Source organism: Shinella sp. GW821-FHT10F02 (genome assembly GCF_058809275.1).
Map to the genome: position 1 here is coordinate 69,892 of NZ_JBXASL010000009.1, position 23,732 is coordinate 93,623.

The 23,732-nt window shown below is 61.5% G+C and carries 34 protein-coding genes; all 34 read left to right on the forward strand.

Going from position 1 to position 23,732, the window contains the following annotated elements; translation table 11 throughout:
- Positions 1–115: 115 nt before the first annotated feature.
- The 34 genes from AC1RWL_RS25870 (at position 116) to AC1RWL_RS26035 (ending at position 23,577) form a co-directional block, all read left to right on the forward strand.
- Complete coding sequence (locus tag AC1RWL_RS25870) at positions 116–1,096, forward strand: ParB/RepB/Spo0J family partition protein (protein ID WP_493096576.1); 981 nt, start codon at positions 116–118, stop codon at positions 1,094–1,096.
- A gap of 2 nt (positions 1,097–1,098) precedes the next feature.
- Complete coding sequence (locus AC1RWL_RS25875) at positions 1,099–1,566, forward strand: hypothetical protein (protein ID WP_493096575.1); 468 nt, start codon at positions 1,099–1,101, stop codon at positions 1,564–1,566.
- Positions 1,563–3,839, forward strand: a complete 2,277-nt coding sequence (locus AC1RWL_RS25880) for a transposase (protein ID WP_493096574.1) — start codon at positions 1,563–1,565, stop codon at positions 3,837–3,839. The genes AC1RWL_RS25875 and AC1RWL_RS25880 overlap by 4 nt, the downstream gene beginning before the upstream one ends.
- Before the next feature lie 27 nt (positions 3,840–3,866).
- Positions 3,867–4,634: an AAA family ATPase gene (locus AC1RWL_RS25885; protein WP_493096573.1), complete on the forward strand. Its 768-nt coding sequence runs from the start codon at positions 3,867–3,869 to the stop codon at positions 4,632–4,634.
- The gene (locus tag AC1RWL_RS25890; RefSeq protein WP_493096572.1) at positions 4,634–5,236 is read left to right on the forward strand and encodes a hypothetical protein; all 603 of its coding nucleotides are present in this window, start codon (positions 4,634–4,636) and stop codon (positions 5,234–5,236) included. The genes AC1RWL_RS25885 and AC1RWL_RS25890 overlap by 1 nt, the downstream gene beginning before the upstream one ends.
- Positions 5,218–5,604, forward strand: coding sequence for a MarR family transcriptional regulator (locus tag AC1RWL_RS25895; protein ID WP_493096571.1), 387 nt, complete (start codon positions 5,218–5,220; stop codon positions 5,602–5,604). Before AC1RWL_RS25890 ends, AC1RWL_RS25895 begins: the two co-directional genes overlap by 19 nt.
- 198 nt (positions 5,605–5,802) lie before the next feature.
- Positions 5,803–6,051, forward strand: a complete 249-nt coding sequence (locus AC1RWL_RS25900; RefSeq protein ID WP_493096570.1) for a hypothetical protein — start codon at positions 5,803–5,805, stop codon at positions 6,049–6,051.
- Complete coding sequence (locus tag AC1RWL_RS25905; protein WP_493096569.1) at positions 5,958–6,821, forward strand: DUF3164 family protein; 864 nt, start codon at positions 5,958–5,960, stop codon at positions 6,819–6,821. The genes AC1RWL_RS25900 and AC1RWL_RS25905 overlap by 94 nt, the downstream gene beginning before the upstream one ends.
- A gap of 7 nt (positions 6,822–6,828) precedes the next feature.
- Complete coding sequence (locus AC1RWL_RS25910; protein WP_493096568.1) at positions 6,829–7,266, forward strand: hypothetical protein; 438 nt, start codon at positions 6,829–6,831, stop codon at positions 7,264–7,266.
- Positions 7,263–7,535, forward strand: coding sequence for a hypothetical protein (locus AC1RWL_RS25915; protein WP_493096567.1), 273 nt, complete (start codon positions 7,263–7,265; stop codon positions 7,533–7,535). Before AC1RWL_RS25910 ends, AC1RWL_RS25915 begins: the two co-directional genes overlap by 4 nt.
- A complete protein-coding gene (locus tag AC1RWL_RS25920; RefSeq protein ID WP_493096566.1) occupies positions 7,528–7,917 on the forward strand; it encodes a hypothetical protein in 390 nt (129 codons plus the stop codon). Before AC1RWL_RS25915 ends, AC1RWL_RS25920 begins: the two co-directional genes overlap by 8 nt.
- Positions 7,917–8,153 carry a hypothetical protein gene (locus tag AC1RWL_RS25925; protein WP_493096565.1) on the forward strand — a complete coding sequence of 79 codons (237 nt, stop codon included), beginning with the start codon at positions 7,917–7,919 and terminating at the stop codon, positions 8,151–8,153. Before AC1RWL_RS25920 ends, AC1RWL_RS25925 begins: the two co-directional genes overlap by 1 nt.
- A complete protein-coding gene (locus tag AC1RWL_RS25930; RefSeq protein ID WP_493096564.1) occupies positions 8,150–8,572 on the forward strand; it encodes a phage protein GemA/Gp16 family protein in 423 nt (140 codons plus the stop codon). Before AC1RWL_RS25925 ends, AC1RWL_RS25930 begins: the two co-directional genes overlap by 4 nt.
- Entirely contained in the window at positions 8,569–8,943 is a 375-nt protein-coding gene (locus tag AC1RWL_RS25935; RefSeq protein ID WP_493096563.1) for a helix-turn-helix domain-containing protein, read from the forward strand. The genes AC1RWL_RS25930 and AC1RWL_RS25935 overlap by 4 nt, the downstream gene beginning before the upstream one ends.
- Before the next feature lie 72 nt (positions 8,944–9,015).
- Positions 9,016–10,074, forward strand: coding sequence for a peptidoglycan recognition protein family protein (locus tag AC1RWL_RS25940; RefSeq protein WP_493096562.1), 1,059 nt, complete (start codon positions 9,016–9,018; stop codon positions 10,072–10,074).
- Positions 10,071–10,418: a hypothetical protein gene (locus tag AC1RWL_RS25945; RefSeq protein ID WP_493096561.1), complete on the forward strand. Its 348-nt coding sequence runs from the start codon at positions 10,071–10,073 to the stop codon at positions 10,416–10,418. The genes AC1RWL_RS25940 and AC1RWL_RS25945 overlap by 4 nt, the downstream gene beginning before the upstream one ends.
- A gap of 28 nt (positions 10,419–10,446) precedes the next feature.
- On the forward strand, positions 10,447–10,620 hold the full coding sequence (locus AC1RWL_RS25950) for a hypothetical protein (RefSeq protein ID WP_493158522.1): 174 nt from the start codon (positions 10,447–10,449) through the stop codon (positions 10,618–10,620).
- Positions 10,617–10,862, forward strand: a complete 246-nt coding sequence (locus AC1RWL_RS25955) for a hemolysin XhlA family protein (RefSeq protein WP_493096560.1) — start codon at positions 10,617–10,619, stop codon at positions 10,860–10,862. The genes AC1RWL_RS25950 and AC1RWL_RS25955 overlap by 4 nt, the downstream gene beginning before the upstream one ends.
- Complete coding sequence (locus AC1RWL_RS25960) at positions 10,852–11,355, forward strand: DUF1804 family protein (RefSeq protein WP_493096559.1); 504 nt, start codon at positions 10,852–10,854, stop codon at positions 11,353–11,355. Before AC1RWL_RS25955 ends, AC1RWL_RS25960 begins: the two co-directional genes overlap by 11 nt.
- The gene (gene terL, locus AC1RWL_RS25965; protein ID WP_493096558.1) at positions 11,352–13,010 is read left to right on the forward strand and encodes a phage terminase large subunit; all 1,659 of its coding nucleotides are present in this window, start codon (positions 11,352–11,354) and stop codon (positions 13,008–13,010) included. Before AC1RWL_RS25960 ends, terL begins: the two co-directional genes overlap by 4 nt.
- A gap of 155 nt (positions 13,011–13,165) precedes the next feature.
- Complete coding sequence (locus tag AC1RWL_RS25970; protein WP_493096557.1) at positions 13,166–14,416, forward strand: phage portal protein family protein; 1,251 nt, start codon at positions 13,166–13,168, stop codon at positions 14,414–14,416.
- Between the two features lie 80 nt (positions 14,417–14,496).
- The gene (locus AC1RWL_RS25975) at positions 14,497–15,945 is read left to right on the forward strand and encodes a PBECR2 nuclease fold domain-containing protein (protein ID WP_493158524.1); all 1,449 of its coding nucleotides are present in this window, start codon (positions 14,497–14,499) and stop codon (positions 15,943–15,945) included.
- 109 nt (positions 15,946–16,054) lie between these two features.
- The gene (locus tag AC1RWL_RS25980; RefSeq protein ID WP_493096553.1) at positions 16,055–16,516 is read left to right on the forward strand and encodes a phage virion morphogenesis protein; all 462 of its coding nucleotides are present in this window, start codon (positions 16,055–16,057) and stop codon (positions 16,514–16,516) included.
- Between the two features lie 274 nt (positions 16,517–16,790).
- Complete coding sequence (locus AC1RWL_RS25985; protein WP_493096552.1) at positions 16,791–17,912, forward strand: hypothetical protein; 1,122 nt, start codon at positions 16,791–16,793, stop codon at positions 17,910–17,912.
- A gap of 15 nt (positions 17,913–17,927) precedes the next feature.
- The gene (locus AC1RWL_RS25990; RefSeq protein WP_493096551.1) at positions 17,928–18,263 is read left to right on the forward strand and encodes a DUF2190 family protein; all 336 of its coding nucleotides are present in this window, start codon (positions 17,928–17,930) and stop codon (positions 18,261–18,263) included.
- 11 nt (positions 18,264–18,274) lie between these two features.
- On the forward strand, positions 18,275–19,228 hold the full coding sequence (locus AC1RWL_RS25995; protein ID WP_493096550.1) for a major capsid protein: 954 nt from the start codon (positions 18,275–18,277) through the stop codon (positions 19,226–19,228).
- 11 nt (positions 19,229–19,239) lie between these two features.
- A complete protein-coding gene (locus AC1RWL_RS26000) occupies positions 19,240–19,671 on the forward strand; it encodes a hypothetical protein (RefSeq protein WP_493096549.1) in 432 nt (143 codons plus the stop codon).
- Between the two features lie 80 nt (positions 19,672–19,751).
- On the forward strand, positions 19,752–20,219 hold the full coding sequence (locus AC1RWL_RS26005) for a phage protein Gp36 family protein (RefSeq protein WP_493096548.1): 468 nt from the start codon (positions 19,752–19,754) through the stop codon (positions 20,217–20,219).
- Positions 20,216–20,716: a Gp37 family protein gene (locus tag AC1RWL_RS26010; protein WP_493096547.1), complete on the forward strand. Its 501-nt coding sequence runs from the start codon at positions 20,216–20,218 to the stop codon at positions 20,714–20,716. Before AC1RWL_RS26005 ends, AC1RWL_RS26010 begins: the two co-directional genes overlap by 4 nt.
- A gap of 11 nt (positions 20,717–20,727) precedes the next feature.
- Complete coding sequence (locus tag AC1RWL_RS26015; RefSeq protein ID WP_493096546.1) at positions 20,728–21,018, forward strand: hypothetical protein; 291 nt, start codon at positions 20,728–20,730, stop codon at positions 21,016–21,018.
- Positions 21,019–21,021: 3 nt separating this feature from the next.
- A complete protein-coding gene (locus tag AC1RWL_RS26020) occupies positions 21,022–22,290 on the forward strand; it encodes a phage tail sheath family protein (protein WP_493096545.1) in 1,269 nt (422 codons plus the stop codon).
- A 12-nt stretch (positions 22,291–22,302) separates the two neighbouring features.
- Positions 22,303–22,809, forward strand: coding sequence for a phage major tail tube protein (locus AC1RWL_RS26025; RefSeq protein ID WP_493096544.1), 507 nt, complete (start codon positions 22,303–22,305; stop codon positions 22,807–22,809).
- Between the two features lie 40 nt (positions 22,810–22,849).
- Positions 22,850–23,158 (forward strand): hypothetical protein, encoded by a 309-nt coding sequence (locus AC1RWL_RS26030; RefSeq protein ID WP_493096542.1) that lies wholly within the window; start codon positions 22,850–22,852, stop codon positions 23,156–23,158.
- A gap of 83 nt (positions 23,159–23,241) precedes the next feature.
- Positions 23,242–23,577 (forward strand): hypothetical protein, encoded by a 336-nt coding sequence (locus AC1RWL_RS26035; protein WP_493096541.1) that lies wholly within the window; start codon positions 23,242–23,244, stop codon positions 23,575–23,577.
- Positions 23,578–23,732 lie beyond the last annotated feature (155 nt).

Genomic DNA, 23,732 nt, shown 5'->3' on the forward strand with positions numbered 1-23,732 from the left:
CCTTTGCCGCGTCGATCCGGTCTTGCGTCCGGCGTGGCCTCGCGGAGCCGCCGTCTCAATGCCCCCGACGCGGCGGCTCCGCAGCAGTCCAGCAGACACATTCCCACAGGACACCATGTTCAATCCCGAGAATTCCTACGTTCCAGACCAGCGCACCGAAGGGGTGCGTGATATTCCTCTCGCAGAGATCGACATTCCCGACGATCGCGCCCGTTCCTACGATGAGCAAGAGGCGAAAGCGCTTTCCCTTATTATCGCCGCCACCGGCCTTCAGCACCCGATCCGTGTTCGCCTTGTCGGCAACCGTTTTCGCCTGATAGCTGGTCGCAAGCGCCTTGAGGCCTTCCGCTTACTGCAATGGGAGGCGATCCCAGCGACCATTTCGACGGCTTCGACCGATGACGAGGCGAAGCTCGAAGAGGTCATGGAAAATCTCGGCCGTGTCGATCTCGATGCACTCGACCGTTGCCACCACCTCTATGACCTGAAGCAGGTTCATGAGCGCCTGTTTCCAGAGACCCGAAATGGCGGCGACCGCAAATCAGAGATCAGAAGCCAAAAATTGGCTTCTGATCTGGAAGCGCCCGAAATCCTCGGCTTCACGAAGTCGGCGGCAGAAAAAATCGGCCTCAGTGAGAGTGCGATCAAGCTTGCCGTTAAAATCTGGACCGACCTGACGCCTGAAAGCCGGGAACGCGCCACCGGCACGCGTATCGCGAAACGGCAATCTGCCTTGAAAGAGCTTTCCGAGCAGTCGCCGGCCGATCAGGTGACGGTGCTGGATATGGTTCTGGCCGATCCACCAGTTGCATCGACCGTGGCCGATGCCGTGGAAATCCTGAAGACTGGCGCGGCAAAGACACCTTCCGAAAAAAAGGCGGAAGCCGCCCGGAACGCCTTGAAGGCCCTACCGCAGCCAGTCGCCTCGTCGATTGCCAGTGCCCAGTCCGCTGCTGCTCGGCTCGCAGAATTTCAAAAGGGCATCGCCACGCTGTCGAAATTCTTCGGCGGCCTGAAGGACGATGAACTGGATACCGTTGTCCTGGAGCATGAAGAGCGCATCGTCGCATCGCTCAAGCGCAGGGGGCGCATCTAACCATGTCCCGCCGCCGCGATCCCCTCACGAAAGACCTGTTCAGTTGGGAGCCGCCGAAGGTGGCTATCGGCTACAGCGCCGACGTGATCGGACGTGGGCGGCTGGACGCCAAAATTGCGCGGCTGATTTCGCATGCCCTTCGCGATGCGCGCGAAGATCAAGGTCTCAGCCGAGACGACGTGGCGCAACGGATCAGTGATTTCCTCGGCCGGAAGGTCTCAGCGGACATGCTCTACAAGTGGACTTCCGAAAGCTCGGAAGATCACCGCATCCCGCTCGATGCCTTCGTTGCCCTCGTTCATGCGACCGGAGCCAAGGGCTTGCTCGGCTTCGTGCCCGGCGAGTTCGGCCTGACCGTGATCGAGGATGAATACGCCGCGCTGATCGAAGAGCGCCTCTTGGAAGATCACATTGAAGAGATGCAGGCGCGCCGACAGGTGCTTGCCGCGCGCAGGAAAGCAAAACGATGACCTCCAACGAATGGTTCAGCGCCCGAGAGCTTGCCGCCATCGCGAAAGATCGCGGCGTTAAAAACTTTCCCTGGAGCAAGCGCGGCGTCAACAATTTGGTTGCCGAGCAAGGATGGACCTCCCTGCCGGACAACCTTTGCCGCGAACGTTCCGGCCGAGAGGGCGGCGGCGGAAAGGAATTCCATTTTTCGCTCCTGCCCGACTTCATGCAGGACGTCATCCACGCACGACAGACCAAGGCGCTGCAATTGGCGGCGCAGGAGATGCGGCGGGAAGTCGAGCGCAAGAAGGTCGAGACCCTGCCGGTGACGTCGCTGCGGTTCCGCCAGCGCCAGACCATGGAAGCGCGTGGCGAAATCCTCCTCTCGATCGACCGTTACGCGGCGCAACACGGGTACGTCGGCCGTCGCAAGGCCATCCTAGATTTCGTCTCGGCGCAGGAGCACCACGCAGAATGGGTGGTTGCGAGCGAGAAATCAAAGGCAGGCGAGCCGGTTAACGGGCGAGAGCTGCTGATGCTTGAGCGTCCCTCCCGCCTTGAGGACCCGAACGGGCTCTGGTTGCTTGCCGACACACTGCGCTTGGCGAACGACCGTTGTGGCGATGCCTTCAAAGTTTCCCTCCGCACGGTGCAGCGTTGGTTCAGCCTTCGTGATGCCGCTGGCGTCACAGCTCTTGCCCCAGCACTGACGAATGAAGAGGAACCGATCTCGGAAGAGTTCAAGTCGTTCCTCTATTACTATGCCCGGCCGTCGAAACCGGCCGCGACAGAGGCGCTGAAGGATTATCTCAAAGTCAATCCCTTCAGCACGCTCTCCATTGAGCAGGTTCGCTACACGCTGAAGCACAAGCTGAACGATATCGAGCGCAATGTCGGCCGTGAGGGACTTCTGACCCTGCGTTCGCGCATGGCCTACATCCAGCGCTCGACGGAGAACCTGTTCCCGACCACGATTTACACGGCCGATGGCAAGACCTTCGACGCCGAGGTGGCGCATCCGATTTCGAACAAGGCGTTTAAGCCGGAAATCACCTCCATTCTGGATGTTGCGACACGCAAATGCGTCGGCTTCGCCGTCTCGCTGAAGGAAAACGTCATCGCGGTGACGGAAGCCCTGCGCAAATCCTGCGAGGCGGAGGGCATTTGCGCGATCTTCTACGTGGACCGTGGCCCCGGCTACAAGAACAAGGCTTTTGACGCCGACACCAGTGGCCTCATGGGGCGGCTCTCCATCACGAAGATGCATGCCTTGCCATACAATTCACAGGCAAAGGGCATCATCGAACGGTTTAACGGTTCGGTCTGGAACCCGCTTGCGAAGAAACTGCCGACCTATCTCGGCAAGCCGATGGACAAGGAAGCCGCCAAGGCGGCGCACAAGGAAACCCGCCGCGACCTGAAGGAATTCGGCTCCTCCCGCCTTCTGCCGTCGTGGGACGATTTTCGCGATATGTGCGCGGAAGCGGTCGCGGAATATAACGATACCGAACATGAGGGCCTGCCGCGCTTCTATGACGAGGCGGCTGGAAAGTACCGGCATTACACGCCGAACCAGTTCTGGGCGCTGCATGTCGCAGACGGCTTCGAGCCGGTTCCCGTCGATGCCGACGAGATTGACGATCTGTTCCGGCCCACGATCGCGCGCAAGGTCCAGCGAGGTTTCGTTTCGTGGAAAAACAATACCTACCACCATCGGGAGCTGGAGCTTCGGAACAACGAGTGGGTGCTTGTCGGCTACGATTTCGATGACGCGTCCAAGGTTTGGGTGCGCGAGATCGATCACGCCGAGCATCAGCCCGGCCGCCTGATCTGTGTGGCGGATTGGGATAGCAACAAGCGCGACTATGTCCCGATGTCTGTCCAGAAGCAGGCAGAGGAGAAGCGCACTCAGGGCCGCGTCAAGCGCTTGGAGGGCAAACTGCGGGACGTGCAGAGCGAGTTTGTCGCTCCGTACCTTGTCGAGCAGTCCTCCATGGAGCCCATGCCAATCATCGACCTTCGGGCCGAGCCGATCCCCGCTGGCCCCGTGCTGGTCGTGGACAACAGCCCCGGCGCATCCACCCCGACGCCCATGGCCGACCTTCCGGCCGCGCCCATCATCCGTTCCAAGCAGGATTTGGCCCGTTTCGCGCTCGCCAATCCGGACAGCCTCACCAGTAGCCAAGTTCGCGTACTGCGGGACTGCCTCAACCGGCAGACCGAGATTGAACTCTTCCTCCTCGACGGCATCGACGTGGACGCTCTCACCGAGATCGTTCGCGCCGCCGCCTGACAGGACCATGCACAAGAGAGACATGAAATGAAGAATGCCTTTGTCAGAACCAGCAATGTGAAGCGCTATTTTCAGGCGCTTTCCGCCCTTGAGGATCGCGGCGCACCGGAAGCTTGCCTTATTGTGGTCGATGGCGAACCCGGCCTCGGCAAAACCACGACACTGCGCCATTGGGTGGCCCAGACCGGCAGCATCTACCTGCGCGCCAAGAAGGAATGGGACGCCAAGTGGTTCATGGATGACCTCCTGGAGGCGATGAATGTCGTTCCTCCGAATGGTTTCAAAGTGAAGTTCAAAGAGGCGTTAAAAGTCCTCGCCACCCTTCGTCATGATCTTTCGCTTCAGGGCGGAAGCTTCGGCATCGTCATCGACGAGGCCGATCATATCGCCGGAAAACAGTCCATTCTCGATACGGTGCGCGACCTCACCGACAATCTCGAACTGCCGGCAATCCTCGTTGGCATGGATAAGGTCAACGACAAGCTGAAGCGCTATCCGCAGGTCGCGTCTCGCGTTTCGCAGCGGGTACATTTCACGCGCGCCTCCAAGGAAGATGTCCGTCACTTCATAGACGAACGCTGCGAAGTCCGGGTTGCCGACGATCTGGTGGACTTCGTGTTGAAGGTGACTGGCGGCTATAACCGCGAAATCCTTGAGGCCATCGCGCGCATCGAGCGGTTTGGCCTGATTTCCCCACCCGGCTCCGACGGCGTGACCCTGCGTGACATGGCAGGTCAGATCATCATTGACGATCGCGCCACCAGCAAGCCCGTCATGGTCCCGAGGGTTGTCTGATGGACGCGCGCCTTGAACCGGGAGAAATCCCCAGCACGATCCTGCATTGCCTTGCCGATGGCGCTTGCCGCACGATCGACGAGCTTGATGAGATGCTCGACCTCAGCCGTCGCCAGATTTCCGATGGTGCGGCAAAGCTCGTGCTGCGCGACTACCTCGAAAGGGTGGAGACGGGCTGCTACCAGCTGACCCCTGTGGGCATCGCAGCGGCGCAGGCCGGCGAGACGATCTCCAGCGGCCCTTGGCGTCCGGACACGGCCCGCGCGCGTCGGCCCGTCCGCGACACTTTTCGGCGGCGGCTTTGGAGCGCAATGCGTATGGGCGGCGTCTTCACGATCGCCGACCTTGTCATGGCGGCGGCACGCGCTGGCGATATGCGGCCGGAAAACAACGCTTCCCGCTACATCGCGTACCTCATCCGGGCGGGCTACGTCGAAGAGCTGCGCGAACGCAGGCGCGGCACGAAGCTGACTTCCAGCGGCTTCAAGCGCTACCGGCTCGTTAAAAACACCGGGCCGCTCGCACCTGCCTTCAGCCCCAAGCGGATGGCGCTGCACGATTACAACACGCGGGAGGATGTGCCGTGCGGCAGCAGAGCCTGATCCCGTTGCCCGATCCCGCCTGGATCGATGTCCTGCGCGCCGAGGCTGCGAAGCCAAAGCGGTCAAAGCAGCAGATTGCCGATGAACTCGGCGTTTCTCGCACGGCGATCTCGCTCCTCTGCGCCGGAAAATACTCGGCGAAGCTCGACAAGGTTAGTCGCAAGATCGCCGACCAGGTCGTGCGGCGGTACGCCCATCAGGTGTGGTGCCCCCATCAGCGTGCGGCGATCGGCGAGCGCGTTTGCCTGTCCTACGCCCGCGCGACCATGTCGACCAGTGATCCGGTCAAGCTTCGCCAGTGGGCTGCTTGCCAGTCCTGCGCGCTTAATCCCCTGAAGCCAAAGAGTGAGGTGAACGATGCTGTGTGACGCCCTTGTCGCGCTCCGAGACCGGATGCTGCCGCTTGTTAGCCGCGAGGAGCGCTCCGAGCTGGTCCTAACGTTCCGGACGATGGAGATGGAGGCCCGGAACATGGAGGAGCGCATCCAATACCTGACCGGCAGGCCGCATGCGCCTTTGGAAGGCAGGCTCATTTCGTCGCCCATGATCGAAATCGGGAGCCTCGCATGATCTGGACATCCGACATGATCGCCTTGCTGAAGGCTTTCGCCCACCTGCACAGCGTAGCCGACGTTCCGATCCATCCGGGCTACGCCGGCACTGTCACCACCTTGCTCGATCTTTGCGAACGCGAAGTTCTCAAGCTTGAGCACGCCCAGCGTTGCGCCGCAGCGGCTCCGGCCCATTCGGCGGAAGGCAACGTCATCCACGTCAAGTTCAACCGTCCATCGTCGCCCGAAGGCGGCGTGGCCTGATTCATACAAGGGATTTCAGCATGGAAGCCTGCATCATCGCAGAACCGAAAACCGCCCGCCCGACCTACGAAGTGAACGGGAAAATCTACATCGAGGACATTCGCGGCCGGCTCATCCCTGCCGATCAGTATGAGGAGCTTTCCCCGCCGACCGGCTTCATCGAAATCAACGGTCGCAACCACGTCCAGGATGCCGAAGGCCGGTGGATGGATTGGACGTTGGTCAAGCCGAAAGATCAGCTTCAGGATGAGGTCGTTAGAAAGATCATCGCCTATGCGCTTGACCTTTCGGCGCAGGTAACGCGCTTCCGTCGCCATACCGAACAGGACATGGCGTCTATCATCGCGCTCCTCGAACAGGAATATCGCGTCACGATCGGCGGCCCCGGCGGCAATTATTCACTCCGCACGTTTGACGATCTGATGCGCGTGGAGATGAAGGTCGGGAAGTTTATGGAGTTCGGCCCCGAAATCCATATCGCCAAATCACTCATCGACGAATACCTGCGCGAAATCACTTCCGACGCGATCGCCGAACTGAAAACCCTCGTCCTCGGCGCATTCGAGGTCGACAAGAAGGGCAAGCTGGATCGCCAGAAAATTCTGGACTTGAGGAAGTACGATATCAAGGACGAACGCTGGGTCCGTGCCATGCAGGCGATTGCGGATGCCGAACGCACGGTGATGGTGCGCGAATACCTGCATTTCAAAGTGCGGAAGTCGCATCAGGACGAATTCCGTGCCGTCACCATCAATCTCGCCAAGGCGTGAGGTGACCATGACCCCCGCTACTTATAACGACGAGATGCTTGAGGAGGAGGCCCGTGTCACCGCGATCCATCCGATCGGCATGATTGGCGATACGGAAAATCCGCCTGAGTGGCTCATCGAACTATGGGAGGATGCTCAGGACCCGAGCGACCCCATCTTCTCTGCCCTGCCTGAACTGGCGGCAGTCATGGTGGACGATGTTGCCGAATGGGCACGCGCCCTGGTCATGCACTCCCGATCCGGCTTCATCGTCCGGTTCGAAGTGTGCGTGCGGCACTACTTCCCCCCGCCGGCCACCGCCTACCAGAGCAGCTGGAATTGGGTCCAACTGGGCACCTTGTATGCGCAGACGATCGAAGAGGTTGGGCCGGCCGTCCTGAAGAACGCCCGTGATCAGCACGAGGTCGAGCTTCAGAAGGCAGCAAGCGCGGCGAATGCGTCATGACGGGCCAGTATGAATACATCTTCCGTTATTACGGCGTCCGGCCGGTCATCGGCGGCCGTGTCGAGCACAGCGTCACGGGTGAATTCGGCACCATCCTGAAGGAGGCCGAGACGCACACGCACTATGTGCATGTCCAATTCGATGGCTGCAAGCATCCCGGCCTCTGCCATCCGCTAGAGCTCGACTTTCTCGCGCCCGACGAGATCGAGGGCGTTTCCTTGGACCCGGAGGGTTCCTCCATAAAATCGAAGGGAATTTCCGATGAGTGACCTTCTCACCGAATGCCCCTGCACGACCATCGAGCAAGACGAAGATTGCCCGGTCGGCTTCCCCTCGCTCCTCTGCGGAGCGTGCAAAGGCACCGGCTATACCGCCCCGGAAACCATCACCGCGCTCGCCGCCGAGATGTTGCGCATCGCCAGCGACATGGGCGAGACCGAAGACCCATTCGCGGCGTGGGAAAGCATCGAATTGCTCAAAAGCCAGCGCGAGCAGTTGCGCAAGGCGTTAGAGCCGTTTGCGGCTTTCCGGACAGCAAGACACCTCGGACGGTACTCGGACAGCATCGGCGAGCACTTTTCTAAGGAACAGTTCGAGGCTGCCCGCGACGCCACAGACACGGGCGGAGCTGCCCCAGCCGGAGGCGAATGATGGATATGTTGGCATCCGCACGCCTTAACGTTCTGCGCGATCTTTCGAACTGCCCGGCCTGCGGCGCAAAAGTCACTGCCCACGGCGCGGATACCGGCCGGTTCAGCGTTCTGTTCGCCTGCACCGCGATTTTCGACGTGGCAGACGGCAAGCCGATCTCGGTGCTGCATCCGTGCCCGCAACCCTCCTACGTCGCAATCGCCGCGCTCAACAGGCAGGCCGGAGGTGCGCCTTGAACACGTTCGCCGTTATCAATATTGCCCGCGCGCAGCTCGGCCTGGACGAAGATACGGTGCGGGCGCTCTATAGTCGCGTTACCGGCATCAACTCTTTGCGTGCCATGTCGGAGCGTCAGCGCATTGCAGTTGTCGAGGAGCTGAAGCGGCTTGGCTTTCGCGTGACGTCCGGCGGAAAGAAGCTGCCGGCGTCGACAAAGCCGTATATCCGGTTGATCCACGCCCTCTGGAAATCTTGCCATCGCCTCGGCGTCGTTAACGACGGCTCCAGGCAGGCGTTGCGAAATTTCTGCCGAGCCTGCCTCTACCCTGACAATAACGCTGTCGCCGTCGATCCGGACGCACTCGACTATGGCAAGGCCTCCAAGGTCATTGATGCGCTGAAAGCCATGGAGAAGCGTGGAAAGGCTTCACGATGACGGCCGATAACCTTGCCGGCATTCCCGCCTCGCTGATCGACGTCGCCGAAACCCTCGGTCTGCGCGTGGCGTTGAAGCTGCTTCAGCAGTATGCCGGCATCGAAGTCCCGGTTCCGAAATCTCCCGATGAAGCTCATCCGTTCATCCGCGCTCTTGGCAGAGAGGACGGCTATGCGCTATGCAGTATGCTCGGCGGCAACATGATCTACGTGCCGAACCGAAAAAAGAGCGCCAAGCCGGACGTGCTGGCACTACAGGCGGCAGGCAAGAGCCGCGAGGAAATCGCCCGCGCTCTCGGCATTTCCCAGCGCCACGTTCGGCGCGTTGCCAATCAGGACAAACCCCGCCAAGCCGATCTCTTCGGGACATAACCGGACACATGTCCGGGCGCTCGCATTGCGCGACTGCTCTACGGTCCTCGCATATTTTCGTTGCGAGGTCTTATGTCCAACACCGGCATTTACGTTTTCACCAAGCCACGCCGTCCCGTAACGCGGGTTTTTCTACATTGTTCCGCATCCGACCGTCCGGAACATGACAATGTCGCCACGATGGATCAGTGGCACAAGCAGCGTGGCTGGGCCGGCGTCGGATATCATCTTTTCATCCGCAAGTCCGGTCTCATCGAAAAGGGCCGCGATCTGGAAAAGGTGCCGGCCGCGCAGGAAGGCCACAATACCGGCACGATCGCCATTTGCTTGCACGGCCTTGCGGTGGACAAGTTTACCGACGCGCAGTTCAAGTCGCTTCTGACCCTCTGCCACCAGATCAACGAGGCCTATGACGGCAAGGTCACGTTCCATGGTCATCGTGAGGTTGCCAACAAGGCGTGCCCGGTTTTCGACTATAAGGCGGTCCTGTCGCTTGATCGCGGCGGAAAGCTCGCCCGCTCCAAGGTTTTGGCGGGCTCCAAGTCCCTTCAGGCGCCCGTGCTTGCGGCCGACACGCCGCTAGAGGTCCTCACGCCAGCGGTCATTTCCACCCTTCGTTTCGGCAACCACAATAGTGCCGTCGAAGGCCTTCAGCGCCGGCTGACGGACCTTGGCTATTTCCCCGGCGCAGTGGACGGCCATTTCGGCGAACGGACCCGTTCTGCGGTGCTGGCGTTCCAGGCCGACAATCATCTGGAGACGGATGGGGTCTTTGGGCCGGCCTGCCGGGAGGCGCTGAAAGATGCGAAGCCTCGCCCCGTCTCGGAGAAGCGCGCTGCCGCGACGGTCTCAAGCCTCGCCAGCAGCGGAAGCCGTATCGCGCAGGCCTCTCTCAACAGCGGCGCGATGGGCGGGCTGTTTGCGGCCGGTGGCGCGCTTTCCGTGGTTGAGCAGACGTCCGGCATCGTGTCGCAGCTGACCGGTTATGCGGGCGTGTTCGGTGACGCGTTGACCCGGCTTGGCCCGTGGATCGGCGGCGCGATCCTGATCGGCGGTGCGATCATCGTCTGGCAGGCCATCCGCGCTGGCAAGGCGCGTGCCGAGGATCACCGCACCGGTAAGACCGCATGAAGAAGTGGTTTCTGTCGCTCCTCGGCATTGATCTGTTGCCGGTCATCTGCGCTCTCGTTGTCTTCGCCGGAGCCTCTGGTTTCGGCGTTTATTTGGTCGGCCGTAAAGATGGGGCTGCCTCTTGCAACGTCACCGCGCTGACAGCCGAGAATGCCGAACTGCGGAAGGATATCGCCGCCATGCGCGCGGTTTCCGCCGCCGCCGTCGAGCGGGCCACCACTGACGCCGCCGCCATCTCCATCCTTCGCGAACAGGTCGATAATCTCGAAAATGCGTTTCCTCCCGCTGATAATTCTTGCCGTCTCACTCCCGACGACGCTCGCCGGCTGCGCGCTATCCGGTAGCAGGATCGCCATTCCCGCTGTTCGCCCTGTGCCGCCCCTGTCTGCCGAGGACAGGGCGGCTTGCGGCGATCCGGGCGTTAGAGATCACGCCGTCGCTCAGGTCGAAATCGGCCGGCAGCGCCTCGCCCTTGCCGAATGCAGCCGCAAGCACGGCCGCGTCGTCTCCCAGTACCAGGACATCGAAAGGCTTTCTGCGCAGTGACCGATCCCACCACCCATCTGCATACGCGCATCGAGAAGGCGCATGAGAGGCTCGACGGCCTGGGCAATCGCGTAACGACGCTAGAGCGCAACGAGGCGGTCTCCAATGAACGCATGTCCGTCATCCAGGCGTCCCTCACCAAGATCGACGGCAATCTGTCGCGCATCGTCTGGACCTTCATCATCGCCGTCGTCGGCGCATTTGCCACCTTCATTTTGAAAGGAGGCCTGAATGGCCTCTGATAACGATCATCGCCGAAAGGCGCGTGCCGACTATATCTACCGTCGCATGTCGCTCAGCACGATCGCGCTGACGCTCAATGTTGCGCAGACAACGATCGGCCGCTGGAAGAAGGCCGCGAAGGAAGACGGCGACGATTGGGACATGGCGCGCTCGGCCGCCGTGATCGCGGGCGAAGGTCTCGATACGGTTGTTTCGTCCGTTGTCGAAGACTTCGTCATCATGGCGCAGGCGCTACTGGACGAGGTCAAGAACAACAAAGACTTGTCCATTGATCAGAAGATCAAGCACATGGTGGCGCTCGGCGATGCCATGGTGAAGGTCACCGCGTCGGCCGGCAAGCTTGCACCGAAGATTTCCGAGCTCGGCGTGGCGCAGAGCGTCGTGCAGCATCTCATCGCCTTCGTCCAAGAGCAGTTCCCGCAGCACATTTCCGTGGTGCAGGAAATCATCGTTCCGTTCGGTGACCGGATTGCGAGCGCCTTCAGGTCATGAAGCGACCAAGCCTGAAAGCCAAGGTCAGCGAAAAGGACTTTCTCGATTGGATTTCCGAGAAAGCCGACGAACTTGCGCGGTGGGTGGACCTGTCCGTTACCGCCTTTCCGGCCGATCCGAAGGCGAAGGCCGAGCGCCTCGCCAAGGTTCGCGGGCCGGGTGGCTTTCAGTTCTTTCTCGAAACGTATCTGCCGCACTATGTGAAGGGCGAGCACAGCCTTTTCCATCGCGAGATTTTCGACCGCGTGCCGAACATCCTCGCCAGCAAGAAGGGCGTGCGAGACTTGTTCGTCGCGCCCCGCGGTTCTTCCAAGTCCACGCACCTGTCCCTTGGCTTCGCGCTCTACTGCATCTGCCTCGGGCACAAGCGTTATATTCTGGAGGTCTGCGACGTCTACGCGCAGGCCGCGCTGTTGATCGAGGCGCTCAAAGCGGAGCTGACCGAAAACCCCCGGCTTTCTAACGATTTCCCCGACGTCACCGGTCAAGGTCGCGTCTGGCGCGAGAGCGAGATCGTCACCGCCAACAATGTGCGCGTCGAAGGCCTCGGCGCTGGACAGAAGCTTCGCGGCCGTCGCCATGGTCCATACCGTCCCGATCTCATGTTCTTCGACGATCTTGAGAACGATGAGGCAGTGCGCTCGCCCGAACAGCGTAAGAAGCTGGAGACATGGATCAAGCGCGCCGCCTTGAAGGTCGGCCCGCCCGATGGGTCGATGGACGTGATCTGGGTCGGGACCGTTCTGCATTATGACGCCGTGCTGGTCCGCGCGTCGAAGTCGCCGGTTTGGCGGGTTGCCGAATTCCAGGCGATCATCCGCTTTCCCGATCGCATGGACCTCTGGGACAAGTTTGAAGAGGCGTTCAACAATGACGGTGAAGAGGCAGCCCGCGCGTTCTATGACGCGAACAAGGCGCAGATGGACGAAGGTGCGGTGGTCAATTGGCCGGCGATGCAGCCGCTCGTCTGGCTCATGCTTGAGCGCGCCGCCGATCATGACAGCTTCGCCACCGAGTACCAGAACAAGCCGATCAACGCCGGAAGCCCCTTCAGCAAGCTGACCTTCTGGACGCTGCGCGAACCGGGCCTGATCTATTTCGGGGCGGTCGATCCGTCGCTTGGCAAAAAGGGCAAGGGCCGCGATCCGTCCGCAATCCTGATCGGCGGCTTCAATCGGCTCACCGGCACCATGGACGTTGTCGAGGCGTCGATCCGCAGGCGTCTGCCGGACGTCATCATTTCCGATATCATCGCCTTCCAGCGGCAGTATCGCTGCCTTCTCTGGTTCGTCGAGGCCGTCCAGTTTCAGGAATTCCTGCGCACAACGCTGATGACGGAGGCCGCAAAGCTCGGCGTCGGCATTTCCGCAGTGCCGGTCATTCCTAACGCGGACAAGGATTTGCGCATTGAGCGTCTTCAGCCGCCTGCCGCAGCCGGCCTCATACGCGTCAACACCACGCAACAGACCTTGATCGACCAGCTGCAGCAATGGCCGGATGCCGATCATGACGACGGCCCCGACTGCCTCGATATGCTCTGGCAGCACACCTTGATGTACGCAGGCGGTCGGGCTGGAGCGCCCGGCGCTGGCGGCGGCATTGCAACGGCCTCCAGCTCGGCTGGCGGCGAACGACTTGGAGACTATCGCCTGTGAGCCGCCGTAAGCACAACAAACCTGCCGCTTTTGCCGCTCCCGTCGCTGATAGGAAGAACCTGCCGGCCGAGGCGCGCGGGCTGATCGCCACCGTCCAGAACGATATCACCATCCCGTACTTCAGCGGCGCGTTGCAGCATGCCGACGACACGCTCTTGCTGCGCGGCGGCGGCAAGGGCCTCAAAATCTATGACGAGATCAAGCGTGACACCCACGCCTCGTCCATGCTGGCCAAGCGCGACAAACAAATGATCGCCCGCGAGTGGGAGGTGGAGCCTGCGTCGGAAGCGCCTCGCGATGTCGAGGCGGCGGATTTCGTCCGTGAGACGCTGAAGGGACTGCCGTTTGACCGGATCAGCGAAGAGCTTTCCGGCGGCTCCATTCTGAAGGGCTTCGCGGTCTCCGAAGTCGTCTGGGCGCGTAAGGGCGAGCGCATCGTTCCGGAGAAGATCGTCAGCCACGATCAGCGCCGTTTCGCCTTCGGCGCGGATTGGAAGCCGCGTCTTCGCACCTGGACGAACATCACCGACGGCATCGAGCTTCCGGACCGGAAGTTCATTGTCCACCGATATGGTGCACTCGGAAATAACCCGTACGGTCTGGGCCTCGGGCACCAACTGTTCTGGGCCGTCCTTTTCAAGCGGGAAGGCATAGCCTTTTGGCTGCACTTCCTCGACAAGTTTGCCGGCCCGACCGTCGTCGCGCAGACGCCTTACGGCATGCTGTCGGAAGAACAGCAAAAGCTGCTTAACGACCTTGCCGCGATCCGCACCGCGTCGGCGATCACCGTGCCGATCGGCACGGACGTTAAATTCCTGGAGGCTGCCCGCTCCGGCAGCGTCTCCTATCAGGAGTGGCTCGCCTATTGGGATAAGCAGATCACCATCTGCATCCTTGGCGAGACGCTGACCACCGATATCGGCGCCGGCGGCTCTCGCGCCGCCGCCGAGACCCATGCCGACATGCTAAGCCTGCTTGTCGATAGTGATGCCGATAATTTCTCCGATACGCTTTATGAGCAGTTGGTGTCGTGGCTGATCGACTACAACTTCCCCGGTGCTGGCGTCCCGCGTATCTGGCGCGTCCGTCCGACCAATGAAAAGGCCAAGGCCGAGACGCGGCAGGCGCGGGCGGAAGCCGCCACATCTGAGCATGCGGCCCTCGTCGGCATCATCTCGACGGCGGCAATGCTGGATGACGACGCGGTGGCACGGGAGTTCATCGTCTCGTTCGAGCTTACCCACGCGCTGTCCGACACGGCGATTGATCGACTTGTTGAGGCGCGTTTCGCTTTCATGGAAGGCGGAAAACGGGCGCGCGATCTGCGCCAGCTCGAAAAGGAAAACCCGACCTTCGCGGCGCTCTTCGGCCCGATCGACGTAAAAAAAAACTCTATGACGGCGTAGGCTTCGCAAGCGAGCCTGATGCGGTCGAGCAGCTGACCGATCATCTGGAAGAGTTGGCGGCGGGACATTTCACCCGGCGATTGAATGCCATCCGCGCCGCGATCGACACTACAGACGATCTCCCGGCAGCTGCCCGCGCCGTGCTTCAGCTCGCCGCGAAATGGACGCCGGCCGCGCTAGGCGCTCTCATGGCCGGCGCATTGGAGCTTTCCGCCCTGCATGGGCGTGAAGCGGTCTACCTGGATGACGAGGAGGAGGCGGGTTTCGCCGATCCCGACGTCTTCAACCAGCCCTTCAAAGAGCAGATCGACTTTTTTAAGCAGAAACGCGGCAAGCCGACGAAGGCCTGGACGGACGCCATGCGCGGCACGCACGACCGCGCCTTCGTCATTGCCGGCGCGACCGATCTTTCCATGTTGTCGGAGTTTCAAACCGCCATTGCCGAGGCGATGGAAAAGGGTACGACGCTGGAGGCATTCCGTAGCGACTTCGACAGGATCGTTGCGAAACACGGCTGGGCCTACAAGGGCGAGCGCGGATGGCGAACCCGCGTGATCTTCGAAACCAATATGCGGACGAGCTATATGGCGGGCCGGCTGAAGCAGATGCGCGATCCTGACGTACTGAAGCTTCGCCCCGTCTGGGAATACCGCCATGGTGAAACCCGCCGCCCGAAGGTCCCGCGCCGCCTTCACCTGTCCTGGCATGGCAAGCTGCTCATGCATGATGATCCCTGGTGGAAGAAGCACTTCCCGCCCAACGAATGGCTTTGCTCATGCGGTGTTCGGTCTAGATCGTTGCGGGACCTGAAGCGCATGGGGAAGGAACTGGATGAATCGCCGGCCGAACTGATGGAGCCCGTCATCGATCCGATTTCCGGCAAGTTGATAGAGCAGCCCCAGGGCGTCGGATTGGGCTGGGACTACATGCCCGGTGACCTTTGGGAACGCGGTCTTACGCCCTCGACATTGATGGACGAGGGTCGCGAACTCTTCGACAATCCCCGCATGGCGGTGGCGATCGACACGCCCGAACCGTTAGCGGATCTTATGAAGGACGCGAAACCCTTCTCCAGCAAGGTCATGGACGATGGCCTTGAGCCCGAGGACTATGTCAGGGCGTTCCTGAAGCCCTTCGGCGGCGATATCGGCAGCGCGGTCTTGTTCGAAGACCACACGGGCACGAAGCTTCCGATTTCCGACCAGCTCTTCCGGGACGCCGAGGGCGTGCTGAAGATCATGAAGCGCGGCCGGCATCGCCTTGTCGGCATGATGGCGGAAACCCTGATCGATCCCGATGAAATCTGGACCGGCGTTGCTCGCAAGGTCGAGAGCGGCGACCTGGTCGTGGATCGCCGGTATATCCGCGTGGACGCGGTGACGGGCATTCAGATCGTCTTCGAGATCGGCGAGCGTCTTTGGGAAGCGGTCACCAGCTACAATCCCACCACCAAAAAGGGCGATCCCGATTTCAAGGCCCTGGACAAGCGCAGGGGCGGAAAGCTGCTTTACAAGCGCCCGAAAAAATAAAGGCCGGGGTGATCCGGCCTCCGATCGATCAGGCAACTAGCTGGACCATTCACCGGTCATGGTCACCTGACACTTTTGACAAGATAATGCGCCGAAGAGGAAAAGTCCAATGTCCGGCATCAGCTACAAGGTCACGGTCGATGACCGCGATATGCGCGAAAAGCTCGCCGAGCTGATCGACCGAATGGAGAATGCCGAGGGCTTCTACAAGAACGTCGGCGAGCATCTGCTGAACTCGGTCGGCGACAATTTCGACAATGAGCAGGGACCGGACGGCGAAAAGTGGCAAATCCTGTCAGACGTCACGGTCGCCCGGCGTGAGGCGGCCGGACACGGCCCGACGCCGATCCTTCGTGTGTCTGGCGCACTTCGTGCCGTGAACATGGAGCACAGCGCCACAGAGGTCCGGATCGGGACGGCGCTCGTCTATGCCGCCATCCAACACTTCGGAGGCGAGTCAAAGGGCTACATGTCGAATGCCGTAATTCCGGCCCGTCCTTACCTTGGCATTTCGGCCGACGACGAAGCAGAAATTCTCGCCATCGCGGAAGAGTGGCTGGCCGTTGAATGACCCCTCGAAATATCGGCCGCTGGCGCGCGTAGGCCTCTGGGACGTCCGCTCATACCGAATTTCGGTTCGCGGCCCGTTAGACCCCCGTTAGAAATCGAATGAGAGGCCATCACCCCGTTACTCACGCCCTACGGATCGCGATCTAGGCTTGAAACCATTTCCGACCTGACGCATTGTGCGGCCGGAGCCAAAACCCTGACCACCCGGACACATGTCCGGGTGTTTTGTTTTCAGGCCCGCCGCATGGTCGCCCCAGATTGTTTCTGGAGCCGCCATGCCCGCCAAGCCGACCGCCCGCATCGAAGTTTTCCGCCCCGGCACCTTTACGCCGATGCAGGGTGGTTCGCTGACCTATACCGCCGCCGATCTGCGGGCGAGCGCCGATGCCTACGACTACGATCAGGCTCCCGCGCCGATCGTCGTGGGCCACCCGGAAACCGATGCGCCGGCTTTTGGCTGGGCGCAGTCCTTCGATTTCGACGCCACCACCGGCCGGCTCTACGCCACCGTAGGCGAGATCAGCCCCGCCTTCGCCGAGGCCGTGCGCAAGGGCACCTATAAAAAGGTGTCGCTTTCCTTCCATCGTCCTGATGCTGCCGCCAATCCTGTCCCCGGCACCTGGTATCCGAAGCACATCGGCTTCCTCGGCGGCGCAGCTCCGGCTGTCACCGGCCTGAAGAACGTCCAGTTCTCGGACCCGGCGGCGATCGTCACCTTCGCCGCCGCTTTCGGCGAGCAAGGTTTTGAGGACGCTGCCAGCCTTTTTCGCGGCATCCGCGAATTCTTCATCGAGCGATTTGGCATGGAAGACGCCGACAAGGCGTTGCCGGCCTACCGCCTCGAATGGCTCGCCGAAACCGAAATCGAGAAGAAGCCGGCAAGCCAGCCTGCCTTCTCGGCCCCTCCCGCACCCGTCCCCGTCAAAAAGGAGCCTGCTGTGACCCAGCCCGATCCGGCCTTCGCCGCGCGCGATGCCGACCTTACCGCCCGTGAGGCGGCGCTGAAGAAGCGCGAAACCGAAATCGCGCACGATGCCAACGTTTCCTTCGCGGAAAAACTGGTGACCGATGGGCGGCTTCTGCCGGCCTCCAAAGACCGCCTCGTTACCATCCTCGACGCCGTGCCGGCAGAAACCGCCGTTTCCTTCGCGGCCGGTGAAGCCGCCGTTCCCGTGGCGCAGGCGATTCGCGATCTTCTCGCCGCGCAGCCGAAGGTCGTTTCCTTCGGGGCGCTCGATCTGCCGGACGATCCCGGCGATGGCAATCGTCAGGCGTCGTTCGCCGCCGATGGCAAGGCGGTCGATCCGACCGGCATGGAGCTGCATGCCAAGGCGACGGCCTACCAGAAAGCCCATCCCGGTACGGTCTGGCTCGCCGCCGTCGCCGCCGTTTCCTGAGGAGGCCATACCGACATGCAGTATTTTCACGCCATCCTTTCGCTGACCGCCACGGCGACCAGCGTCTTCGAGGCGCATGACCTCGTCGATTTCAGCGATGCCAAGATCACGGCTGACGATATGCCGGTGAAAGGTGTCGCCCAAGCTCCGGCCGCGATCGGCCTGGACGTTGCCCTGAACGCCCTCGGCATCCATCGGGTGCGCGCCCGTGGGGCGATCACCAAGGGTGCGAAGCTGATCTCCGCCGCTGCCGGCGGCGTGAAGGTTGCCGGTGCCACTCCCGCCAACGTCTTCGCCACCGCGCTCACCGCCGCCGCTGACGGCGAGTTCGTCGAAATCCTTATTCGTTAGGAAACGCCCACATGGCTCCTTTGAACCAGCGTACTGCCGCCGTTGTCGATCCGATCCTGTCCACGCATGCGCGCGGCTATCGCAATTCGACCTTCATTGCCGCCGCGCTCTTTCCGCGCGTGTCGATCCCGAACCGCTCGATGCTGACCATCAAGTTCGGCAAGGAAGCTTTCCGCAAGCTCAACACCCGTCGCGCACCGGGCTCCGTCACCAAGCGCGTCCAGTATGGCTATGCAGCCGACGCCGTCGCGCTCGTGCAAGATTCACTGGAAGGCATCGTGCCGAGCGAGCATCAGCAGGAGGCCGAGAAGGTGCCCGGCATCGATCTTGGCGCGGGTGCCGTCAATATGGTGCTCGACGTACTCGATCTCAATCTGGAGATCGACAGCGCCAACCTCGCGCGCAACGCAGGCAACTATGCCGCCAGCAACAAGCTTGTGCTTGCCGGCACTGACCGTTGGGCGAGCGACACATCCGACCCCAAGGGCGATATCGATGCTGCGAAGGAAGTGATCCGCCGCAAGATCGGCCGCTATCCGAACACGCTGGCTCTCGGCCCCAACGCCGCGAACGCTCTGAAGAACCATCCGAAGATCAAAGAGCAGTTCAAGTACACGTCGAAGGATAGCATTTCGACCGAGATGCTGGCGGCGTATTTCGACGTCAAGAAGGTGGTCGTCGGCTCCTCCGTCTACCTGCCGGAAACCGCCTCCGATGCCGATCTGGCCAATGACGTCTGGGGCGATGACGCGATTCTCGCCTACGTTCCCGAGGCCGGCGATAATTTCCAGGTGCCGAGCTACGCCTACACCTATGAGCTGAACGGCTATCCCATGGTCGAGCAGCCGTACTATGACCGGCCCACCAAGTCGTGGATTTACCCGACGACGGTGGAGCGCCGGCCGATCCTCACCGGGGCCGAAGGCGGCTTCCTCTTCCAGAACGCCGGTTCGGCTCCGGCGTGATGGAGGGCGTGATGGATCAGACGTTTCACGTCACGCTCACCGGGCCGGCAAAGGTCAACGGTGTCAGGGAGCCGGCCGGAAAATCGGTTCCCGTCACCTTGGTCCTCGCTCTCCAGCTTGCCGCTGCCGGTGTCATTAATCCCGACCTTCCACCCGCCGCGTCCGGCTCCGAGACCGTGATTGATGTTGCCGCCGCGCTCGCTGACCGGGAAGCCAACTGGTCCACGGCGCTCGATCACTTCCAGACCATGGCGGAAGACCGGCAGGCAGATGCAATCGCGTCCCTGGAGGCCGATCACGCCGAGGGTGTGAGGTTGCTGACCGCTCGGTGCGCCACCGCGGAAGCCGACGCGATCAGTCTTCGTGCGCGTGTCGCCGAGCTGGAAGCCGCTGCACTCAATAACCCGGCCGGCCAGAAGGGCGCGGCGATCAAGAAAGCCTGATCTCCCAAGGCAGGCTTTCAGCGGCGCGGCTGCCTCTACATCGGCCGCGCCGCACATTCCCTTCAACGGACGATGACACCATGCGGTTTTTAACGGTCGAAGAATTCAGGGACGCCATCACGCTCGATGAGCTGTCGCAAATTGCCGGCATCGGCAACCTGAACGACGCGGCCGGCCGCACGCTCGATCTGCCAAAGATCGAGGAGGCCATCGCCTACGCCGAAGACCTGCTTATCGGCTACGCCCGCGCGCGCTACGCCGTTATCGAGACCCTGACCCCGGAAGCAACGCCCAACCTCGTGAAGGGCCTCGTTAGCGATGTAGCCCGTTATCGCCTGCGTTCGCGTTCCGGCGGTCAGGGGCAGGTCGACAAGATCGTACAGGATCGCCACGACGCCGCGATGGCGAACATCAAGGCCGTCGCAACCGGCAAATTCGAACTGCCGATCGCGGGTGAACCCGTTAACGGCGAGGCTGGCTCTGCCCGTGTCACATCGATCATTCCACCATCGCCGGTCCCTTCAATTCTTGACGGGTGGCGGCAATGACCGACGTCGTCAGAAACGTTCGCCCTCCCGGCGTCATCGAGCAGATTGAGGATGCGCTTCTGGAGCATCTGAAGGAGAGCGTCTCCGGTCAGTGCAAGGTTGAGGCGTTCCCGAACGATCCGGCGCAATATGACTTCTCCGGCCTGCCGGCCGCGCTGCTCATCCATTATTCGGCCTCCCGCTACACCGACCCGGCCGGCCCAGCCAATGCCGTCCAGGCGCGGGGTATGCAGTTCTCGCTTGTCCTGCTCTGCCGATCGCTGCGCGGCCAAGGCGGCGCGTATCGGCACCTCGAAGACATTCGCCTCGCCGTGCAGGGCAAACCTTTTGCCGGCTCCGGTCCTGCTCGCATCGTTCGCGATGCGCTCGAAGAGGAAAAGGGCGGCATCTGGCGCTGGCAGATCGCCATCGCCCTCCCGCTTCAGGCGGTCCCCCGCCAGCACCCCGTCACGCCGCTTCAGACCCTGATGCGGCCGGCAATCCCCGTTCAGCCCTGAAAGGTAACGCCATGGCAAAGCAGCCGACCGTTAAAGCCGACGACGCCTCCGCCCCGGTTGTCATCGTTGACCAGCCCCCCGTCCAGACACCGCAGCCCGCCGTCAGGTCCGAGTACACCTACACCGGGCCGGTGACCAGTTTTGACGAGAGCCCGGATCATACACGGTCTCTCTTTCCAGGGCGGTCGTACACCGATCTGCCGGTGGATCACCCCATCATCGCCAATCTGATCGAGCGCAAGCTGCTCACCGCCGAACTCGGTGAAGCATCCGCGCCCGCCGAAACGCCCGCAGGAGCCTGATCCATGACCGGCACTTTTCATCACGGTCCAGAAATCGTCGAGCACAAGGAAGGCTCGGCCGTTGTGCGGGACGTCAAGTCCGCAGTGACGTACCTGAACGGTACGGCTCCGATCCACGAGCTGCACACCACGCCGACCGAGCGCGCCAAGTACATCAACAAGCGCGTCATTATCCGCACGCAGGCGGAGGCCGCCGCTGCGTTCGGACCGCACAAGGCGGGCTTTACGATCCCGGCTGCACTGGATGCCATCTTCGACCAGGGCGCTGGCGGAACGATCATCGTCAACAACGTTTTTGATCCGGACACGCACAAGGAAGGTTCAACGCCCGATGTCTCAAAGGTCACGCCTCAGGAGATCAACGGCGTCATCACGCCCGCAGGTCTCGCCACGGGCGCGAAGGGTGCCTACGAGTGCTACAGCAAATTCGGATATTTCCCGAAACTGTTGCTGACGCCCGGCTTCTCTCCGACTGGCATTGTCCGCTCGGAAATGGACGTGATTGCTCATCGTCTCAATGCGCTCGCCCTTGCCGATCTACCGCTCGGCCTGACAAAGCAGCAGGCGGTCGAGGCGCGCGGCGTTTCTGGCTCCGCAAACACGTCGAGCGCACGTACAGTCCTCTGCTACCCGCATGTAGAGATCGAGGACACGACCGGCGCGGCCGAGACGCGCCTTGATCCTCTATCATCGCGCCTCGCGGGCGTGATCATCGCGACCGACCTGACGGAAGGATGGCACCACTCGCCGTCAAACCGCGAAATGAGAGGCGTCGAGGATCTCGAAGTTGCTATCAACTTCTATCCCGGTGACTACCAAAACGACACCAATTTCCTCAATGAAGCAGGCATCGTCACGGCGATGCGGTCGTTCGCCACCGGCTTCAGGACGTATGGAAACCGCTCAGCCGCGTTCCCGACCAGCAACCACGTCGAGAACTTCATCCATGCGCGCCGAATTCTCGACATGGCGCATGAGACGATCCTTTTCTACACCATGACCTATGTCGATGCGAACGGATCGCGCCATCTTCTGGAAGCAGCAGAGGACGCCATCAATGGCTGGTTGCGTCTAAAATCGGGCGGCACGGACCCGGCCTTCTACGGCGCATCGTTCCGGTTCGATCACGAGCTGAACACCTCGGCGCAGGTCGCTGACGGCAAGTTCCATTACGTCCTCAAGTCCCACCCGGTATCGGTCATGGAGCGCATCACCACGCACTCCTATGTCGATACGTCGTTCATCCGCGACGCCCTGTCGCTCGCAGCGTAAGGAGCGCGCCCCATGAACCTTGGACAGATCACGGCCGGCGACGTCTACGTCAACGAGACCAATCTCGTCGGCCGGATTTCCGAAATCGATCTCGGCGAGCTCGAACATCAGGAAGTCGAGCACAGCGCGCTCGGCATGATCGGCGTTCTGAAGCTGCCGGGCCGGCCCATGCAGGCGATCTCAGGCAAGATCACCTTCTCCTATCTGGAAGCGAGCATCAGCCGGAAGGTTCTCAATCCGACGATCGCGCAGAAGCTTCAGCTGCATTCGTACGTGGATGTCATGGGGCCGGATGGTCTCGACGTGTCGGCGTCACACACGCTCATCACGCACATCCGCTTCCAGTGCATGAAATCCGGTGGCCGTACCGCCAAGCTCGGCGAGCCCTTCGCGGGCGAACTGGACGTATCCATTACGTACTGGATGCAGAAGGTCTACGGCGATCAGACCCCCATCGTCGAATATGATGGCTTCAACAACATCTACAACATCGACGGTGAACCCGTCTGGCCGCGCTGATCGCGCGTCCGGGCAATTTGTAACGCGTATCGAGGAACCTATGAAGCGATACCATCTCTTTCCGCTGTTTACCGGGCTCGCCGCCATCGCGCTGCTGGCCGTGTCTCTCTGGTTCACGCCGGCATCGGCCCATGAACAGGTCTACTCTACCAGCTTCGAACTCGGGGCGGCTGACTTCGTCAAGTACGGCTCGCCCTATGCCATGCCGGCGGCGATCTCCATCCGCCAGGGCGAAGACGCCGGCTTCCGGCGAAGTTCGCTCCGCGCTGCGCCTGTTCTCCATCCCGACTATGCCGAGAGCCTGAAAACCGACGCGCTGAACTTCATCGAAACGCGGCTGCGCTGCTGACGAGCCCCGTTTGCAGTTCTCCCGGCCGCGTTAGACGCGCGGCCGGCATCTTCCCCACTTCAATGACGATCCGAGGAAACGATATGGCTGACAAGCCCGAACGTGCAATCATCAAGAAGCTGAAGGCGAACAAAGACGCCAAGAGCGGCACCTACGATTTTCCGCTCTCCGAAAGCGGCGTCACCGCGACCATCCCGAATTTCATCAACCACGGCCGGTGGATGGCCGCGCAGCGCATCGCGAAGAGTGACAATGCCAAGGCGCAGGCGGCATTCGTCTGCGAAACGGTCCTCTTCGACGGCGAACAGCTGACCATCACCGATCTTGCCGAACTGATGCCGGCAGGCGATACGATGGAGCTGATCGGCGAAATCTTCGGCGGCGACGATGCCGAGGGAAACGGGACGGAAGCGGCCTGACGCTGTCCGCTCCGGTTCAGCATCTTTTCATGGTGGAGAGGGGCTGGACGCCCGATGCGCTTGATGCCATGACTGAGAGCGAATTCGGCTTCTGGTATGAGGAGGCCGTGGCGCTGGAAGAGGCAAAGGCGGAAGCGATCCGCAAAGCCTCTGGC